The organism is Mesorhizobium sp. P2_D1, assembly GCF_056404455.1.
Genome location: NZ_JBFUDZ010000044.1, coordinates 29,723 through 47,248, shown reverse-complemented (window position 1 = coordinate 47,248; position 17,526 = coordinate 29,723). Strand labels below are relative to the sequence as shown.

15 protein-coding genes are annotated in these 17,526 nt (G+C 59.2%); 10 read left to right on the top strand and 5 right to left on the bottom strand.

The window, feature by feature from the left end; translation table 11 throughout:
- Positions 1-227 precede the first annotated feature (227 nt).
- On the top strand, positions 228-1,163 hold the full coding sequence (locus AC1D0I_RS25155; RefSeq protein WP_095080638.1) for a glycosyltransferase family 8 protein: 936 nt from the start codon (positions 228-230) through the stop codon (positions 1,161-1,163).
- A 60-nt stretch (positions 1,164-1,223) separates the two neighbouring features.
- Here the strand turns inward: AC1D0I_RS25155 and AC1D0I_RS25150 are convergent, their stop codons facing one another.
- Entirely contained in the window at positions 1,224-2,681 is a 1,458-nt protein-coding gene (locus tag AC1D0I_RS25150; protein ID WP_477398497.1) for an oligosaccharide flippase family protein, read from the bottom strand.
- 329 nt (positions 2,682-3,010) lie between these two features.
- On the opposite strand from AC1D0I_RS25150, the gene AC1D0I_RS25145 reads away from it, so the two are divergent.
- From AC1D0I_RS25145 to AC1D0I_RS25125, 5 genes are all read left to right on the top strand, one after another.
- Positions 3,011-4,078: an acyltransferase family protein gene (locus AC1D0I_RS25145; protein WP_477398496.1), complete on the top strand. Its 1,068-nt coding sequence runs from the start codon at positions 3,011-3,013 to the stop codon at positions 4,076-4,078.
- A gap of 159 nt (positions 4,079-4,237) precedes the next feature.
- On the top strand, positions 4,238-5,671 hold the full coding sequence (locus AC1D0I_RS25140; protein WP_477398494.1) for a DUF4214 domain-containing protein: 1,434 nt from the start codon (positions 4,238-4,240) through the stop codon (positions 5,669-5,671).
- 41 nt (positions 5,672-5,712) lie between these two features.
- Entirely contained in the window at positions 5,713-7,023 is a 1,311-nt protein-coding gene (locus AC1D0I_RS25135) for a glycoside hydrolase family 140 protein (RefSeq protein ID WP_477398492.1), read from the top strand.
- 282 nt (positions 7,024-7,305) lie between these two features.
- Positions 7,306-8,367 (top strand): NAD-dependent epimerase/dehydratase family protein, encoded by a 1,062-nt coding sequence (locus tag AC1D0I_RS25130; RefSeq protein WP_477301060.1) that lies wholly within the window; start codon positions 7,306-7,308, stop codon positions 8,365-8,367.
- A gap of 5 nt (positions 8,368-8,372) precedes the next feature.
- Positions 8,373-9,692 carry a DUF4910 domain-containing protein gene (locus AC1D0I_RS25125; protein ID WP_477398490.1) on the top strand — a complete coding sequence of 440 codons (1,320 nt, stop codon included), beginning with the start codon at positions 8,373-8,375 and terminating at the stop codon, positions 9,690-9,692.
- Here the strand turns inward: AC1D0I_RS25125 and rfbC are convergent.
- Positions 9,687-10,238, bottom strand: a complete 552-nt coding sequence (rfbC, locus tag AC1D0I_RS25120; protein ID WP_184871707.1) for a dTDP-4-dehydrorhamnose 3,5-epimerase — start codon at positions 10,236-10,238, stop codon at positions 9,687-9,689. The genes AC1D0I_RS25125 and rfbC overlap by 6 nt on opposite strands.
- Before the next feature lie 353 nt (positions 10,239-10,591).
- On the opposite strand from rfbC, the gene AC1D0I_RS25115 reads away from it, so the two are divergent.
- The 4 genes from AC1D0I_RS25115 to AC1D0I_RS25100 all read left to right on the top strand — a co-directional run bounded on the left by AC1D0I_RS25115 (position 10,592) and on the right by AC1D0I_RS25100 (position 13,834).
- Complete coding sequence (locus AC1D0I_RS25115; protein ID WP_477225791.1) at positions 10,592-11,887, top strand: methyltransferase domain-containing protein; 1,296 nt, start codon at positions 10,592-10,594, stop codon at positions 11,885-11,887.
- Positions 11,884-12,699: a sugar phosphate nucleotidyltransferase gene (locus tag AC1D0I_RS25110; RefSeq protein WP_095080663.1), complete on the top strand. Its 816-nt coding sequence runs from the start codon at positions 11,884-11,886 to the stop codon at positions 12,697-12,699. The genes AC1D0I_RS25115 and AC1D0I_RS25110 overlap by 4 nt, the downstream gene beginning before the upstream one ends.
- Positions 12,696-13,349 carry a PIG-L deacetylase family protein gene (locus AC1D0I_RS25105; protein ID WP_095080666.1) on the top strand — a complete coding sequence of 218 codons (654 nt, stop codon included), beginning with the start codon at positions 12,696-12,698 and terminating at the stop codon, positions 13,347-13,349. The genes AC1D0I_RS25110 and AC1D0I_RS25105 overlap by 4 nt, the downstream gene beginning before the upstream one ends.
- Positions 13,350-13,495: 146 nt before the next feature.
- Positions 13,496-13,834, top strand: coding sequence for a hypothetical protein (locus AC1D0I_RS25100; RefSeq protein WP_477301049.1), 339 nt, complete (start codon positions 13,496-13,498; stop codon positions 13,832-13,834).
- 219 nt (positions 13,835-14,053) lie between these two features.
- On the opposite strand, the gene AC1D0I_RS25095 is transcribed toward AC1D0I_RS25100, so the two are convergent.
- The 3 genes from AC1D0I_RS25095 to AC1D0I_RS25085 all read right to left on the bottom strand — a co-directional run bounded on the left by AC1D0I_RS25095 (position 14,054) and on the right by AC1D0I_RS25085 (position 17,293).
- Positions 14,054-15,475 carry a glutamate-1-semialdehyde 2,1-aminomutase gene (locus tag AC1D0I_RS25095; RefSeq protein ID WP_477398488.1) on the bottom strand — a complete coding sequence of 474 codons (1,422 nt, stop codon included), beginning with the start codon at positions 15,473-15,475 and terminating at the stop codon, positions 14,054-14,056.
- Positions 15,476-15,856: 381 nt separating this feature from the next.
- Positions 15,857-16,615, bottom strand: a complete 759-nt coding sequence (locus AC1D0I_RS25090) for a LuxR C-terminal-related transcriptional regulator (RefSeq protein WP_477398486.1) — start codon at positions 16,613-16,615, stop codon at positions 15,857-15,859.
- 453 nt (positions 16,616-17,068) lie between these two features.
- The gene (locus AC1D0I_RS25085; protein ID WP_095080680.1) at positions 17,069-17,293 is read right to left on the bottom strand and encodes a hypothetical protein; all 225 of its coding nucleotides are present in this window, start codon (positions 17,291-17,293) and stop codon (positions 17,069-17,071) included.
- Positions 17,294-17,526: the final 233 nt, after the last annotated feature.

Sequence of the window (17,526 nt, the reverse complement as noted above, 5' to 3'; positions counted from 1 at the left end):
GCGAGCAGCTGGTCTTGATCTGCTTAAATTTGCGGCTCAGCTCTCGCCAAGCTTGGCCTACATTCCGCCTGTCGACTACCTGGCCCATATGCCCAATCCGCTAGGCCACATCCGCACGCGCCTGGCGGAGGCCTGGAGCCGGCATTGAGAAACGATGTGACCGGCCATGTGGCTGCCATCACGCTGGTTCAGCCTCGGATCGGATGCCGTCCGCTAGAGGATAACGCATGACCGAAAAGCGCATCGGGGTCGTTTACCTGACCGACGGCAAGCGTGATGACCTGACTTATGCCAGCGCGGTGGCGTTGGGATTAAATCATGCACGGGGGATAGACATCCACATCGTCCAATCGGGGTTCAGCTCGGCCCCCCCGCCGACGGTGCTCAGGATCCTCCAGGCGAAGGGTCATCGGCTGGCGACCCACAGCCTTCCGACGGTCGACCGGGGTTTACCCGGTCATGGCCACATAACATCGACTGCCTATGAAAAAACCGCAGCGATCGCCGCCGTCTCGGGCGATCACGATGTCGTCTGTTACCTCGACAATGATACGCTGGCCGTGCGGCCTCTTGATCTGGCAGCTGCCGCCCCGACGACGCGACCTCTCGCGGCCGTGCCTGACCTTTCCATCTGCACAGGTCTCGACAACCGCGCATTCTTTGAGAACTGCGACAAGCATGGCCTCGAACGGCGTTACTTCAATTCCGGCTTTATGGCCATCGATGTGTCTCGATGGATTGGGTCGGGAATTCCCGAACGGTTCTCGTCCGCTCTAAAGTCGCACGCGTACTTCTGTCCCTATTGGGACGGCTCATGCACCCATATCGACCAATGCGCCTTCAACATAGCGGCCCAAGGTGCATGGGAGACGCTTCCCGTGGAATTCAACGTGCAGAAGTCGGCATTCCAGACCAGCTATTGGGATCGGGCGTTGATCCGCCACTATACGGGGCCGGAGAAGTTCCTGCCGGCGGTGGCACATCGCATCGACAGCCAGGAGCGGTCTGTACTCGGCCGCATATCTTGCAACTGCGGGGAACTCGGTCTGAATATTCCTCCTGCGTATCTGGGGTTAACCTACAAGGTCAACAGATTGCGCAGGAGAGCCTATCGGATCAGAATTTCGAGGCTCATTGGACAGCTTCCGGGGCCCTCCGTCTGAGCCGTCCTCGCGTCGACTTGCCGCGAGTTGGTGGCGCGGGATCTCGGATAAGTTTCGGTATCAACCTACCGACACCCGTGCCCGCCGGAGTCCCGGGAAAATCTTGATGATCTCATCGAGCAGGGGATGCCGGGTGATGATCAATCCAGCCGACCATCCCCCGAACGCCAACAGTCCCGCAGCAATGGCTTCCATATTGGAGAGCTCGAAGCCGGAACTGGAAATCCCCACGGCTGCGAGGGGAGGCACAGCGCTCGCGAAGGCAACGACAGCACTTTTGCCTAGCGCTGCGGCGATCTCCATGCGTCCAAGTCCCAGGCTGCGCCGGACGAAGCTCAGGGCAATATATGCCTGGAAGGGAACAGTCACTAGCATGCACCAGGCGGCTGCCTGCAATCCGCCGAAGACAATGGCTGCGGAGAGGAGAATGCCCGAAATTGGGAAGGCGATCAGCGCGCGGATGTACAAGTCGCGGATCGCCCCCATCGCAACCATTACGGGGTAGTTGAGTTCGAAACTGAAGGAGAACAGCAACGCGATTGCCACGATTTGCACGAGCGGCGCGACCTCGGTCCACTGGTGGCCGAGCACGATGTTCACGGTCGGGTACGCCAAAACCGACAGCACGAGGAGCGCCGGCCAGTGGAGCGCGGTGATGAGGGAAAGGGCGGATAGATAGGGACGTTTCAAATCCCTGCCTTGCCTGACCTCGGCCGAGAAGGCGGGCAGCACGACCGCCATGGCGCCTCCGATAACCAGCTTGTCGGGGATCTGGCCGATCCAGAGCGTCCTGCTGAACAAGGCTGCAGCATTCGGCGATATGAAGCGGCCGAGCAGGAGTAGGGGCAGCGCGTCAAAGATGCGGAAAAGAATGGCTATGGCGCCGTTGTATCCGCCGAACAAAACCATTCCTCGCCAGTTGGCGAGGGACGGCTTGAACATCCAGAAATGGGGCCATAGGGCGAAGGCGAGGCCTGCGGCAAGACCRCTGCCGATCAACCACGCCCAGACGAAACTCATGTAGCTGAAGCCCGCCAGTGCCAGAATGATCGTGGCTGCGGAATTCGTGACCGCTGCCACTATGTCGATGGCCGCAACCTTGCCGAAGGACATTTCCCTCCGCAGCAGAGCGGTTATCAGCGTTAGAGAGGTGTCGAGAAAGAGACAGGCCGCGACAACCCTGAAGTAGGGGATGAGGTTCGGCTCGCTGTAGAACGAGGCCAGAAGAGGGGAAACGACGACGAGCACGACGGCGATGACCCCGGTGAGGATGAACATCACCGTGGAGGCGCCGCGGATATCTTCACGGCTGAGTTCCTCGCGCTGGATGAGGAAGCTCGCACTGGAGAACTCCCTCAGGGACAGGGCCATCGCCATGATGGCCATGGCGATCACCGACACCCCGATCTCCTTGGGCGTCAGTATCCGGGAAATCAAAGCTGCTGTGGCAAAATTCGTCACGAGCAGCACGTAGCGTTCGCCCACGCTCATCAGGAGTGCGCGTTTCACCGAAAGCATGCGTGTACCTTCCCGACCGAGGCGACCCGCCGCCTGCGTCCGAGGGATAGTCGGACAAACCCAGTTGAAAGTCATGGCGTCCAATAGGCGAGGAATACAGCCGCCTAAAGCGGTAGCGCAAACCCAGGTGCTCCGTCCGCGCCTGAGCCGGCCCGCCGGCGGCTGAAGTCGTCGGAGCGGTCGGTTGGCGGAATATTTGCCCAACGAGCAAGCAGGGATCATTCGTCGGACGTAGGAGGGCCACGTCGGAGGGATGCCTTGTATTAAGGCCGGTTAGACGTAGGGTCAGTGACCCCTCTTTGCCCCTCTTTCTCACAGGACCGGATGGGATGGACCAGCAGGATCGCGAACTGTATGGACTGCAGATACTGCGTGCGATCGCAGCCTCGGGCGTCGTCATTCGCCACACCCTCGACATGTCCGATGGATCGGAAGCTGGGCGGTTCAGCCCGGTTTGGATGGCGACTTTCGGTGCGGCAGGCGTAGATCTTTTCTTCGTAATCAGCGGTTTCATCATGGTGTATGTGAGCTTTCCACCTGGTCGAGCTGCGGATACACCTGGGCGTTTCATGATCAAACGGGCAAGAAGAATATTTCCGCTGTATTGGATCTGCAGCGCTGGGATACTGGCAATATCGCTGGTTGGGTTTTTGAAGCACAAAAACATAGGCGAGTTTTCAATTTTTAATTCTATATTTTTGCTTCCAGGGGACAAATTGATATTTGTCGCATGGACGCTTTCATATGAGATGTATTTTTATGTCGCCTTCGCGATATGTCTCATTTTCGGCAAGCTCGTTCAGACATCCATCTTGACAGTTTTGCTTATGATCTGCGGAATTGTGTTGGGGCGTTGGATTCAGGATTCAAGTTTTTCTGAATTTATCTCTAGCCCTATCGTGCTTGAGTTTTGCTTTGGTATTGCCATAGCGCTATTGTTTATCTCAAGAAGTAAATGGGAATATCCGCCGGCACTCGGCGCGCTCGGGTTTTTCTTGATAATTGTTTCTCCAGTCTTCGTTAGTCATCCCGGCGATACAGCCATATTGCGAGTCATCGCATGGGGCCTTCCAGCAACTTTGATAGTGGGGGCCTTCCTCAAGACCAAGCGACCGCGATCGAAGGCCGGCCGGGGAGTGATCCTGCTTGGGGATGCATCTTATGCCATCTACCTGACCCACATCTTTGTGATGCTGGGGTATGGTTGGCTAATCAAGGCGACATTCGTTGGGGGAGTATCACAGGTTTCCTTCGCTCCCATGATCATATGCTTGTGCCTTATTGTCGGTGTTCTGACGCATCTCTTCGTGGAAAAGCCAATTCTGGAGCTGCTACGGAAGGTCACAATCCTTCAGCGGAGGCCGCCGCCGCTGGAGGCTGGCAGTCTGCCAAGGTAATCCAACCGGCGGCCGTCCATTGACGACGCGGGCCTAAGGAGCAGTCTCCGAAAGGGGTAGTGCAAGTACCCTGTTCACCCGTATGAGCAAATTGCTACCCCCGATCACATGCCCGACAATCCGGGCTGAATTTGAAATCGGGCAGCGGAGGCTGTTGCCATGTCCTTTCGTTTCGCAACCGCTGCGGCCTGCCTGCTGGTGACCGTTGCGCCTGCTTCCGCAGATGTCCTCTGGGGCGTCAACGGCCATCCGATAACCGCCTATCCGGGCATCCCGGTTGAGTTGCAGCTCGACTTCGTCAAGAATCTCGGCCTGAAATCATACAGGGTCAACATAACCAGCGAAGACAACGCAGATACGCTTGCCGCCCTTGTCGACGCCGGAAAGACCAGAGGGATCGAGATCCTGCCTTTGATCACCCCCGCGGGCATCGACCTGGACAAGGATAGCCCCGAAGAGCTCTACGGGAAGACCCGGAAACTGGCGATCGCCCTTGGCACCAGGTTCAAGAGCGATATCCGCGTTTGGGAACTTGGCAACGAGATGGAGAACTACGCCATCATCAAGCCCTGCGAGAAACGCGACGACGGCTCGCAATATCCATGTGAATGGGGACCTGCAGGAGGAACCGGAGCGCTCGATTACTACGGCCCGCGCTGGGTTAAGGTGAGCGCCGTCCTCAAAGGTCTGTCCGACGGCATGACAGAGGTCGATCCGGGCATCAGGAAGGCGATTGGCACCGCCGGATGGGGTCACACCGGCGCGTTCGCGCGGATGAAGCAGGACGGGATCGCCTGGGACATCTCGGTCTGGCACATGTATGGCGAGGACCCGGAATGGGCTTTCCGCGAAATCTCGGCATACGGCAAGCCGATCTGGGTCACCGAATTCAACAGTGCCAATGGAAGTCAGCGCGGCGAGCGGCAGCAGGCCGATGGTATCAAGCAGACAATGACGCGGCTTCGCGAGCTCAACGAGAAGTACAAGGTCGAGGCCGCGCAAATCTACGAACTGTTCGATGAGACCTACTGGGCCCCCGGCTTCGAAGCCAATATGGGGCTGGTGAGGCTCACCGCTGCATCCGAGGGCAAATGGAGGGTCGGCGAACCGAAGCCCGCCTACAAGACGGTGCGTGACTTCACCCGCGGCCCGCAGCCGCTGCCCAAGCCGCATCGGGAGTGCGACCCAGAGGCGACGGCAGCGAACAAGTCCGTATATGTGAGGCAGGCTAGCCTCGCCTACTGCCTCGTGCTTGGGCGTGAGGGCGACACCCAAAGCCTGGATCAGTGGTCGGCTGCTCTTGAAAGCGGGGACAGGACGATCGGTGGAATGGCCGTGGAACTCATGCGCTCGGACGAGTTCCAGACTAGCTATGCTACGATCGGCCTTACGGACCGCGCCTACATCGGTTTCCTTTACATGCTGTTTCTCAACCGTCCCGCTGACGATTACGGGATAGAAACCTATTCCCGGCAGCTGCGCGCGGGGACCATGACGCGAGAGGACCTGGCCTTCGGCATCATCGATTCATCGGAATTCAGATCCCAACACGCTGCCACCCGCGACGTGTCCGCAGCGCCGCCCCCCGGGTGAGCAAGAGGAGCGTCAAGGCAGTGCGCCTCCAATCTGTTCTGATGGCCGGCGCCCTTTTGGCGGCTATGGCGACCGGAAGCTTGGCCTGTGAGCGTTCTGGCGGGACAAAGTTCCCTCTGCGGATCGAATCCGGAAAAAACTACCCGGTCGACAGGGAAGGTCATCCGTTCTTCATGCACGGAGACTCGCCCTGGTCGCTGATCGGCGACCTGACGGACGAGGACGCTTACCTGTACCTTGAGGACCGCAAGGCTCGCGGGTTCAACACCGTTCTGGTCAACCTCATCGAGCACCGATTTTCCCGCAACGCGCCTGCAGACGCGTATGGCGACAGACCATTCGCCGACAACCAAGATTTCGTTGTTCCCAACGAGGCATATTTCGCCCATGCCGATCGCATCCTGCAGAGGGCTTGCGATCTTGGTTTCCTGGTGCTGCTCGCTCCGGCATATCTCGGATATGGCGGTGGCGGTGACGGTTGGTATCAGGAAATGGCGGCTGCAGGGGCAGGGGAGCTTGCGGCCTATGGCCATTTTGTTGGACGTCGCTACCGACGCTTCGACAACATCATGTGGGTCAACGGCGGCGATTACAATCCTGCGGACAAAGATCTGGTCAGGGCTCTCGCCAAAGGCATCATGGACGAGGACCCCGATGCTCTCAGCACTTTCCACGGCCATTCCGATACGGCGCCGCTCGATTTCTGGGGCCCGGAAACCTGGCTGRAGGTGAACAACGTCTTTACCTATGGCCCGGTCTATACGACAGCGATCAGGGAGTACGATCTCGCCAGGGGTATGCCTTTCTTCCTGATCGAGACTGCCTACGAATTCGAATACGATGCCGACGAGTACCGGATCCGCGTCCAGGCTTACCAGGCGATCCTCTCGGGCGCATTCGGGCATCTCTATGGCAACAACCCGATCTGGCATTTCGACGGGCCCGGCCTCCATCAGCAGACCATGGAGTGGAAGGAGGCCCTCGACAGTCCCGGCGCAAAGAGCATGGAGGTGCTTATAGCCTTCATCTCGTCGATAAAATGGTGGCTGCTGGAACCAGACAGCAAGAACAGATTTCTTGTCGATGGCATGGGCAAGGACATGGGGAGGGCGGTCGCCGCGATGGCCAAGGACGGCTCCTACGCCGTCGTCTACATGCCCAGCAACGAGGCCGTCACCGTCGACCTCGCGCAGCTTTCGGAGACTATCGTCCACGCCCGCTGGCGCGATCCCACCAGCGGGGAATTGACGGATGTCGAAGGTTCCCCTTTCAAGGCGGAGCGCACAACTTTCAAGCCGCCAGAGCTCAACAGCCGCGGCTACCCGGACTGGATTCTGGAACTCACGCCTTAGGGTCCTATGGAGCAAGGCCAACGCCATGCACAAGCTGCGCGCAGTCAGCGAAGGCCAGGTGTGCGCCCAAGACAGCAAGGCGAGGCAGCGGCGTTCGCCAACTGGGGTGTGGATCCGGCTCACGCCGATCGCCGAAAGGATTAGCCGCGCACCACCCGAAAGAGGTAGCGGGCGGCGAGGCTTCGTCCAACGGGCCATCCTGATCGCCTATTGGCGTTCTCCCTCACTGTTTTCAGCCCAAGTAGCCTCTGCGCGATCATATCCGTTGGGGAAAGGTGTGCGATGAAAGTCATGGTAACGGGCCATCAAGGCTATATCGGCTCGGTGATGGTGCCTATGCTGCTCCGCGCGGGGCATTCGGTGACGGGTTACGACAGCGATCTCTACCGGCGCTGCACCTTTGCTTCGGGCGGAGAGCAGGCTTCCGTTCCCTCCATCCAAAAGGACGTCAGGGACGTGCAAGCGCGCGACCTCGAGGGTTTCGATGCCGTCATCCACCTGGCGGCTCTTTCCAACGACCCGCTGTCCGACCTCGATCCGGATATCACCTATGAGATCAACCACAAGGGCAGCGTTCGTTTCGCGAAGGCGGCCAAGGAGGCCGGCGTGTCGCGCTTCCTCTTCGCCTCGTCGTGCAGCAATTACGGCCAGGCGGGCGAGGGGATGGTCGATGAAACGGGCGAGCTAAACCCGGTCACGCCCTACGGCTGGTCCAAGGTGCTTTCGGAGCGGGATATCTCGGAATTGGCCGACAGCAGCTTCTCTCCGACCTATTTCCGGCCGGCCACCGCCTACGGCTTGTCACCCCGGCTCCGCTTCGACATCGTGCTGAACAATCTGGTCGCCTGGGCCGTCACCAAAGGTGTGATCCTCCTGAAGTCGGACGGGACACCGTGGCGGCCGATCGTCCACATCGAGGACATTTCCAGGGCGTTCATCGCCGGACTGGAAGCGCCGCGCGAGGTCGTCCATAACGAGGCCTTCAATGTGGGACAGACGGACCACAATTACAGGATCCGCGACATAGCCGAGATTGTCGCCAAAGTCGTGCCGGGCTGCCGGCTTGAATTCGCGTCGGATGCTGGACCCGATAAGCGGTCCTACCGCGTCGACTTCGGCAAGATCGCGCGCTCCCTTCCTGCCTTCAAGCCGCAGTGGGATGCGCGCAAGGGCGCCGAGCAGCTTTACAAGGCCTACGGCAAGTCCAATGTCACTCTCGAGGAATTCGAAGGACCGCGCTTCCAACGTATCGGCCACATCCGGTATCTTCTGGCCAACCGGCTTCTGGATGACCGGATGCGGGTCACCGAACCTTCGCGAATGCTGGAGGCCGCGGCGGGTTAACTGGAATGGAACACATAACCCCGGAGGGACTCGGCCCGCCGCCGTCTTCCATCGACCTCGGCCAGGAAATCTATGACTTAGCCGAACGTCTCTTTCCGATTTGCAGGAGCATCACCGGGGACGGTGTGCGGCAGACGCTGGATATCCTGTCGGGGCACGTCGGCCTGGACCGGCATGAGGTGCCCACCGGCACGCAGGTGTTCGACTGGACTGTTCCAAAGGAATGGAACGTCCGCTCGGCCAGCATCATTGGCCCGGACGGGCAAACGGTCGTGGATTTTGCCGACTCCAACCTGCACGTCGTCAATTACAGCGTACCCTTCAAAGGGATCCTGCCGCTCGACGAGTTGATGTCGCATATTCACACGCTGCCCGACCAGCCGGGAGTGATCCCCTACCGCACCAGCTACTACGCCCCGACATGGGGCTTCTGCGTCGCCTACGACCGTGTCACCAAAATGCCCGACGGTCTCTACCGGGTGGAGATCGATGCCGAGCTCAAGGACGGCAGCCTCACTTACGGCGAATACCTGCATCGCGGGCAGACCAAGCGGGAATTCCTTCTTTCGGCACACATCTGCCATCCCTCATTGGCCAACGACAACTGTTCGGGCCTGGCCCTGCTGGCAACCCTTGCGAAAAACATGAAGGCAAGAAAAACACGATACAGCTACCGCTTCCTGTTCGCTCCGGGCACGATCGGGTCGATCACGTGGCTGTCTCGCAACGAGGGCCGGACACATCTCATCGACCACGGTCTGGTGCTGTCATGCGTGGGGGACGCGGGACGTCCTGCATACAAACGCAGCCGTCGTGGCGATGCCGTCATTGATCGCGCCATGGCTCACGTGCTGGGGCGTGAAGCCGGAGCAAAGTTGATGGATTTCTCCCCCTACGGCTATGACGAGAGGCAATATTGTTCGCCGGGCTTCAATCTTCCGGTCGGCATGTTCCAGCGCAGTGTCCACGGCACCTTCCCCGAATACCACACGTCGGCGGACAATCTCGACTTCATCAAGCCGGAGTGCCTGGAGGATTCCTTCCGTATCCTGACGGACGTGATCGACATCGTCGAAGGGGATTGGACGCCGTTGAACCTCTGCCCCAAGGCCGAACCACAACTCGGCAGGCGCGGCCTCTACGCCGCCCTGGGCGGGCAGACGTCTTCGGGAGCAACCTCGATGTCCCTGCTTTGGGTGCTCAATCTCGCCGACGGCCAGCATTCGCTTCTCGCGATGGCGGAGCGCTCGGGTCTGCCGTTCAGGGAACTGGCCGCCGCCGCCAGAATGCTGTCGGATCACGGTCTGCTGGCAGCGGCTTCATAAGGCTCCAGCGGCCGTTCTTTGCTTGAGCAACGGCCACGCCTTATCCCTTTCCGACATCGCCGTCGGCATCAAAGGCCAGGCTATCGAAAAGACAGGGTCGTTGTAGCGCACGCCCGTCGACGCATGGGGCGTATAGAATTGCGATATGAGATACGAGACCTCGGCATCGTCCGTAAGGGTCTGCAGCCCGTGGGCGAACCCGGCTGGTATGTAGACCTGCCTCATGTTCTGGGGCGTCAGCTCGAAGCCCAGCCAGTTGTAGCGTGTCGGCGAGTTCGGGCGCAGGTCCACCACAACATCGAAAATCGCGCCGCGGACACAGGAGACGAGTTTCACCTCGGCGTACGGGTCGTCCTGGAAATGCAGGCCCCGGAGTGTTCCCTTTTTGACCGAATGCGCGCGGCTGTGCTGGACAAAGCGCGTCGCCAGCCCGCAATCGGCCATCTCCTTTTCACAGAATGTACGGGTGAAGGAACCGCGATCGTCAACCACCGGTGTCGGCTCGATCAGCCAGACACCCTTCAGCTCCGTTTCGGTAAACCGCATGTCTGCCCAAATCCCCAGTAGCCGGGCCCAGTTAGCCGGGCTAGCACCGCGGTCGGATTGTCGGCACCGACTGCCTGGGCTGGAAGAGCTACCTAAGCCTTAGGTGGCTTCTCCGATCGCGGTATGCCGGGCCGACCGCATTACCCCGTTCGGAGGTCCTTGCGCCGTCATTGCCCCCGCCGTTTCCCTATAAGGATTAAGGCACCCAACGGATTGGCAAATCGAACTCGGGGGGCGCCCCGTCCTAACCTGCGTTGAAAAGATGCACTCCCTGCGGAGCGCGGCGGGCACAGGTTCATCGTCAGGCCACCGCGTCTCCGTTTTTTCAAACCAGGGCGACAGAGGGGTACGGAATGAATATTCAGGCTGTCGAAATTGCTCGCGACCAGAACACGGCACGCCGCAATGTCAGCTGCAGGCTGTGCGGATCGCGCCTGCGCCACAGCCTGGTCGACCTGGGCATGTCGCCACCTTGCGAGAGCTTCCTGCAGGCCGACCAGCTTGACCAGATGGAACTCTACTATCCGCTCAATGTCCTGGTCTGTGAGCGCTGCTACCTGGTGCAGCTCAAGGAGTATGTGAGCCCCGAGACCATTTTCAACGAATATGCCTACTTCTCGTCCTTCTCGACAAGTTGGGTGGCCCACTCGAAAGCTTATTGCGAAGCGATCACGAAGCGACTTGGGCTTGGCGCCGACAGCTTCGCGGTAGAACTCGCAAGCAATGACGGCTACCTGCTGCAGCACTTCCTGCCGCTCGGCGTTCCCGTGCTTGGCATCGAGCCGGCGGCCAACGTTGCGCGCGCTGCGGTCGAGAAGGGCGTGCCCACCCGGGTCGACTTCTTCGGGGTGCGGCTGGCACTTCAGATGGTGGCCGAAGGACTCCGCGCCGATCTGATCATCGGCAACAACGTCCTGGCGCAGGTGCCCGACCTCAACGACTTCGTCGCGGGAATAAAGATCCTGCTCAAACCGGAGGGCGTGGTCACTCTCGAGTTCCCGCACATCGAGCGGCTGATGATGGAGAACCAGTTCGACACCATCTACCACGAGCATTTTTCATATTTCTCACTGCTGACGATCGACCTGATGGCGGCCCGCCACGGGCTGCGGTTGATCGACGTCGAGGAACTGCCCACCCATGGCGGCTCGTTGCGTGTTTATCTCGCCAACGAGGGCAGCAGCCGGGCCACGGATGACAGTGTCGCCGAACTCCTCGAGCGCGAAAAAAGGCACGGGCTTACGGAAATGACGACCTACGCCTCTTTCGGCTACAAGGCGCAGCGCGCGAAGCGCGATCTCCTGGCGTTCCTGGTTTCGGTCAAAAACGAGGGCAAGACGATTTGCGGTTACGGCGCGCCTGGCAAGGGCAACACGCTGCTCAACTACTGCGCCATAGGCACCGATTTCCTCGACTTCACGGTGGACCGCAATCCTTACAAGCACGGCCGCTTCACGCCGGGCATGCACATCCCGATCAAGCCCATCGACGCGATCGACGAGGCCAAGCCAGACTACATCCTGATCCTTCCCTGGAACCTGAAGGACGAGATCATTCAGCAGATGCACCACGTCGCCGCCTGGGGCGCGAAATTCGTCGTGCCAATTCCTTTTGTGACAGTGATCGATCTATCGGAGTTACGGAGATGAAAGTCGTCCTTTTCTGCGGCGGCCGCGGGACCCGGATCCGCGACTATTCCGAAAGCATACCAAAGCCGATGATTCCGCTCGGCCACCAGCCGATCCTGCGCCACGTCATGCAGTGGTACAGCGATTACGGGCATGACGAATTCGTGCTGTGCCTGGGCTACAAGGCCAACGTCATCAAGGATTTTTTCCTGAACACCCGGCCACAGACCTTTTCCGATTGCGTGGTTACGCACGGTGGCCAGGACGTGAAGCTGCTGGGCGACACGGTCAAGGACTGGAGCATCACCCTGCTCGATACGGGCATCTGGCGCAACATCGGAGAACGCCTCTGGGCTGCGAAGGATCACGTCAAGAACGAGAAGATGTTTCTGGCCAACTACTCCGATGGCCTGACCAATGTAGACCTCGACGATGTGATCGCGAAGTTCGAGGCCAGCGGCAAGATCGCCTGCTTCCTCGCCGTGCGCGCGCCGCTGACATACCATTTGGCCGACATCGCTGAAGACGGTCGCGTACGCGAGTTCCGCACGACGGAGACGTCCGAGATCTGGATCAATGGCGGCTACTTCGTATTCCGTCCCGAAATCTTCGACTACATGCGTGACGGCGAGGAACTCGTTATCGAACCTTTCAAGCGATTGATCGATGACAACATGCTGATGGCGTACAAGCACGACGGGTTCTGGCGTTCGATGGACACACTGCGTGATTGGCAATCGCTCGAAGACATGGTCGAAAAGGGGGACATGCCCTGGAATAGGAGGGTCACCGCAGAGAAAATCAGGCGCAGCATGGTGATGGCTGCATCATGAGGGGACTTGGCCTCGCACGTCGCGGGGAGAAACTCTCGATCCTCTGCCTTGGTGCCCATTCCGACGACATAGAGATCGGTGCGGGAGGTACGATCCTCGGGCTGATCGCGTCGGGGGTCGAACTGGATGTCGATTGGTGCGTGCTGAGCGCCGGCGGCCAGCGGTCTGCCGAAGCCAGGGCTTCGGCCGAGGCCTTTCTCCAGGGATCGCACTCGTCCACGGTCCACGTCGCCGATTTCGAAGACAGCTACTTTCCGACCCATAGTCGATCCATCAAGCAGTGGCTGGTGGATCTAAGATCGCGGGTTCATCCCGACGTGGTGTTGACCCACGCCAGGTTCGACGCCCATCAGGACCACCGGGAGGTCAACCAACTGACCTGGAACGTCTTCCGCGACCACCTGGTGCTCGAATACGAGATTCCGAAATGGGACGGTGATCTTTGCCAACCCAATGCCTACGTGCCGCTTACGGCCGACGTGCTCGAACGCAAGATCGAACTCCTTCACGAGCACTTCGGGACGCAGCGCTCCAAGGACTGGTTCGACCGCGAAACATTCGCCGGCCTTGCCAGGTTGCGCGGGATGGAATGTCGGGCACCCGAGCATTTCGCCGAGGCGTTCACGCTTCGAAAGGTCAAGATTTTTTAGCGGCTTTTCACACATATTTTCGCCGAGAAGAGAATGGTGGATGACCGAATGAAACGGGTGAAAAGGGGGTTGAACTGACCGGACGATCTGTTACTTAAATCGCTACCACTGGGTTAAAAATACAACAGAAGCTGGCCATCGGTCCTATGGCTTACCTTCTGTCTTTTTCTGCCTTCCATTTTGAAATTGAAGGGATTTTTATCAAAATGGGCAATGCAATCATTGCGCCGGGATTCTCTTTCAGCGAAGCTCGCATCGGAACGGTCGAGGGCGGAGAATCCGGGGTTCTGGTGTGGAAATCCGACCAACTGGTCGCCGTCCTTACCCAGATCGACGAGGAAGCCTACTGCACGAAAGGCAAGTGGTTCCTCGAGACAGGCTTCGGCCTGCTGAGCGGGCTGCACAAGAACTTCGATACGATCGAGGAAGCCGTTAAATGGGTAGGGATATACACCTTCCCCGAGCCAGTTCCTGCTGTAGATTGATCGGCGGATTCCGCGGCGGCAAGGCGCCTGTGCAAGCCAGCGATGGCTTCGGCCCGTCCTGTGCCGACCTCGCCTGAAGGGCCTTGACAGCCCGCACCTTGCTGCTTCCGCAATGGAAGTGAGATCCTGTCCCATCCTCTCATGCGGAAACAATGCGGGATTGCCGCATAAGGGTCCGTCCTTGCTCCAAGAGAACGAGAAAGCAACGCCTTCGTGGCGTCAGGATGTTACCGCGAGCCGGGCTTCAGATTGCCCCATGGTCGCGTTATTCGCGGCTGGCGGGTTCTCTGGAGCCGTCATTTCAGCTCGGCTGTCACCATTGTTGTAACGGCGGAAGACAACCTGCGTAGGGCGGCCTACCAAGAAACGGCTCGTTCCCGATTCCAGGGCCTGCGCATAGACCGCCAGGGCGCCGTCGACGGCCTCTATCGTCTTCATGACGACCGCGTCGTCGTGGGTGTAGCTGACGACGAGAGACGGCATGAGCACGCCACGCCTGATCGTCTCCTGCAGGAACAGCGAGCGGTATGCCTGTGACGGCTTGCCGTTTGGGTCGAGCGTGGCATAGGCCAGGCAGCAGGGACGGCCGACAACCTTGAAGCAGCCATCCACCCCATGCCGTCTGGCAGCCTCTGCGATCCCGGCCCTCAGTTTCGTCCCCTGACGGTGCAGGTGTTCGATCACGGACTCGTTCTGGTAAGTCCGCATGGTCGCGATCGCCGCCGCAAGCGCATGGGTCTCGGCGCCATGCGTGGTCGACAGCAGAAACACCCTTGGGCGGTCCGTATGCTCGAGGCCGCCGAGCCGCATGTATTCGCGTTTGCCCGCCAGGGCCGAGACCGAAAACCCATTGCCAAGCGCCTTGCCGAATGTCGACAAGTCCGGCTCTATGCCATAGAGCTTCTGCGCCCCGGACGCATGCCATCTGAACCCGGTGATCATCTCGTCGAGAATGAGCAGTGCGCCCTTTTCCCTGCAGAGACGCTGGACTTCATGCAGGAATCCGTCCACCGGATCGTCGCCGCGGGAAGGCTCGAGGATCAGGGCGGCCACCTTGCCGGGGTGCCTGTCGAACAAATCCTTTACGCTGGCGATATCGTTGTACCGGAAAGTGACGGTGAGCTTTCGGACCGCCTCCGGAATTCCGGCATTCATCGGTGTGGTCCCGATGAACCAATCGTCTGTCGAAAAGAAGGGATGGTCGGCGCAGCAGGCAACGAGATCGCGACCCGTGTAGGCGCGGGCAAGGCGAACGGCTCCCGAAGTCGCATCCGATCCGTCCTTGCAGAACTTCACCATCTGCGCGCCGATGAGCTCCAGGAACGTCTCGGCGCAGTCGACCTCGATCCTGGCCGGCCGCGTGAAATTGGATCCACCTTGGAGGGCTGCCTCCACGGCTCTGACCACGGTCGGGTAGGCGTGTCCCAGCCCGACGGAACGGTTGCCCATGCCGTATTCGATGTACTCGTTCCCGTCGACGTCCCAGACATGGCATCCCAAACCACGCTCGATGAAGCCCGGCGCGAGGACGGGATACTGGTCTTCGCCTTTTGCGTAGGTGTGGCTACCGCCCGGGATCAGTTCACGACCGCGTTCCTGCAGGCGCACGGATTTGCGAAAACGAAGGCTTTGCTCAGACATGCCGACCACTCCATTCCGGCAGCAAGTCTACATGCTGGGCTCAGGATTTCGCGTTCTCCATAAGGTCAGCGGTTAGCACTTATGGTGGATACACAGGCGGGCACCGACTGTACCGAGCAAATGGAACAGCTTTTCAGGGTGCCTCAGAACGAGATCATCGCTAGGGATCCAGGCGTTTCGGAGCACTCCGCAAATGTCCACCTGCAGCACACTGTCGGGAGTTAGGGGCAACGATCCACGTTGGAGCGCGGCCAATCACACGGCTCCCGACGCCATTCAAGGCAACGGAAATCCATCGGCCGTCATCGAATGAATCTGTAGTGCGGTACAAATACGACCCGCCAGGGTTCACCCAAGGCGGGTCGTCTTATTAGTTTGCAATCACTCTTCGGCCAGAGCTCCCTCTGCGAAGAGATCATTGACCTTGTAGGCCACTTCCGTGCGGTTGCTGGCCTTCAACTTCTTCATGATGTTTCGGATGTGGACCTTCACGGTGCTTTCGCGCAGGTTCAGCTCGTAGGCGATGATCTTGTTCGCCTTGCCGCGCCGAAGCGCCTGGGCGACCTCTGCCTGCCTGAGCGTGAACATGCCCGTCAAAGGCTGCGTGTCGCGGCTACCTGTACCTATAAGGTGCCGCATGGAAAGGACACTGCTCGCCGGGACGAAGATGCCTCCCGCTGCCGCAAGGTTGATCGCCTCGACACAGACGTCGATCCCGACCGAGGTCGGAATGTAGCCGCGTGCGCCGCATTCGAGAGCCGTCAGTATCTGTCCAAGGTCTTCGRTGTCTGCCAGGATGACCACGGGGACCGACTTGAATTCGGACGAAATATGTCTGATCTCGTCGGCGATGCCATGATCGGTGACCTTCCGGCCGCCAAGGTTGAAGAGTATAGCTGCAAGTGGAGGGGCTGCCCCCTTCTTCATGCGCCATTCTTCGATCGAACCCATGGCGACGACCGCCATGCCGAGTTCGTGATCCTCGAGGGCCGATGCAAGACACTCGCGGTCTAGTGCCCGTCCGTCCAGCATGAGAAGGTATTGCTTGCCTGCCTGCTCGTGGACATTTTCTATTCCGCTAGACGGAACTCCCGATTGATTTGTCGAAGTGTAGTTGTGCAGTCCTACTGTTGAACCCATACTTATACCCACCCTTTCCCCAACGAAAGCCGCTTAGCGGCGCCCAACAAAGCCCCTCATCTCTTGAATTGAAAGTTTGATACCCAACCCATTTTAAAGCTTCAGGCCGTTACCCCAACCTGGAGCCTTGAGCAGTTCTTGGCTGCCGACATGTACAGCAGCTTGGGCAGTCTATGGGCTATCCATAAGCAGTCTCTAACTTAGGTTAATTTTCGGTAAAATTTTTAAGTCTGTGTATGAAACGTACACAGTGGGTCCCGAGCGCTGCGAGACCTTGGATGGGACGGCCCGGCCATTCCCATGGCGCAGCTCCACGCGGCGAACCCGCCGTCGAGCCAGGTCCCAAGAGGTTGATTTGGAACGGCAAGCAGGATCTGCCTGCGGGCAGGCTGACGTGGGAGAAATGAAGTCCTTCACTATATAGCTTTACAGACCCCAAGACGGGGCCTGGTCTCAGGCGTTTCCCTGGGGATTGGCCTCGCTGAGCCACTTCACATCCAGAACCGTCCCGTCAACGTGGATCACGGTTTCGAAGGCCTCTATAAGCCTTTTGGCGGCTTTGCTGGCAATGTGGGACTCGGGATAATTTGCCTCCACTACCCGCGCCCGCTCGTAAACTTCCTTGAGTTTCGTGACCTGCTTGGGACCGAATACGCTCTGTACAACCTGAGTGGTCATACCGCTTCTCCTCCTGGTGCTGGAACTCAAACAACCCGCCCTTTGCCCAGCGCTCCCACAATTTCATCATTAACACAGGATTTTGCAACTGAAAGCAAAAACAAGCCTGCAACCGTACTGTAAGATTACTATTTTCTTTGGTCGAGGCGTTCTTTAGTAGGCGTTCGCGGACCGAGGGTTAGCCGTTTGCAGGAGGCGTAGGCCGGACTGCCATCGCGAAACAAAGAAGCCCA

What these genes read in the sequence shown, in the direction of transcription:
- AC1D0I_RS25155 (WP_095080638.1), top strand. Translation starts at nt 228, where the DNA reads ATGACCGAAAAGCGCATCGGGGTCGTTTACCTGACCGACGGCAAGCGT.
- AC1D0I_RS25145 (WP_477398496.1), top strand. Translation starts at nt 3,011, where the DNA reads ATGGACCAGCAGGATCGCGAACTGTATGGACTGCAGATACTGCGTGCG.
- AC1D0I_RS25140 (WP_477398494.1), top strand. Translation starts at nt 4,238, where the DNA reads ATGTCCTTTCGTTTCGCAACCGCTGCGGCCTGCCTGCTGGTGACCGTT.
- AC1D0I_RS25130 (WP_477301060.1), top strand. Translation starts at nt 7,306, where the DNA reads ATGAAAGTCATGGTAACGGGCCATCAAGGCTATATCGGCTCGGTGATG.
- AC1D0I_RS25125 (WP_477398490.1), top strand. Translation starts at nt 8,373, where the DNA reads ATGGAACACATAACCCCGGAGGGACTCGGCCCGCCGCCGTCTTCCATC.
- rfbC (WP_184871707.1), bottom strand. Translation starts at nt 10,238, where the DNA reads ATGCGGTTTACCGAAACGGAGCTGAAGGGTGTCTGGCTGATCGAGCCG.
- AC1D0I_RS25115 (WP_477225791.1), top strand. Translation starts at nt 10,592, where the DNA reads ATGAATATTCAGGCTGTCGAAATTGCTCGCGACCAGAACACGGCACGC.
- AC1D0I_RS25110 (WP_095080663.1), top strand. Translation starts at nt 11,884, where the DNA reads ATGAAAGTCGTCCTTTTCTGCGGCGGCCGCGGGACCCGGATCCGCGAC.
- AC1D0I_RS25105 (WP_095080666.1), top strand. Translation starts at nt 12,696, where the DNA reads ATGAGGGGACTTGGCCTCGCACGTCGCGGGGAGAAACTCTCGATCCTC.
- AC1D0I_RS25100 (WP_477301049.1), top strand. Translation starts at nt 13,496, where the DNA reads ATGGCTTACCTTCTGTCTTTTTCTGCCTTCCATTTTGAAATTGAAGGG.
- AC1D0I_RS25095 (WP_477398488.1), bottom strand. Translation starts at nt 15,475, where the DNA reads ATGTCTGAGCAAAGCCTTCGTTTTCGCAAATCCGTGCGCCTGCAGGAA.
- AC1D0I_RS25085 (WP_095080680.1), bottom strand. Translation starts at nt 17,293, where the DNA reads ATGACCACTCAGGTTGTACAGAGCGTATTCGGTCCCAAGCAGGTCACG.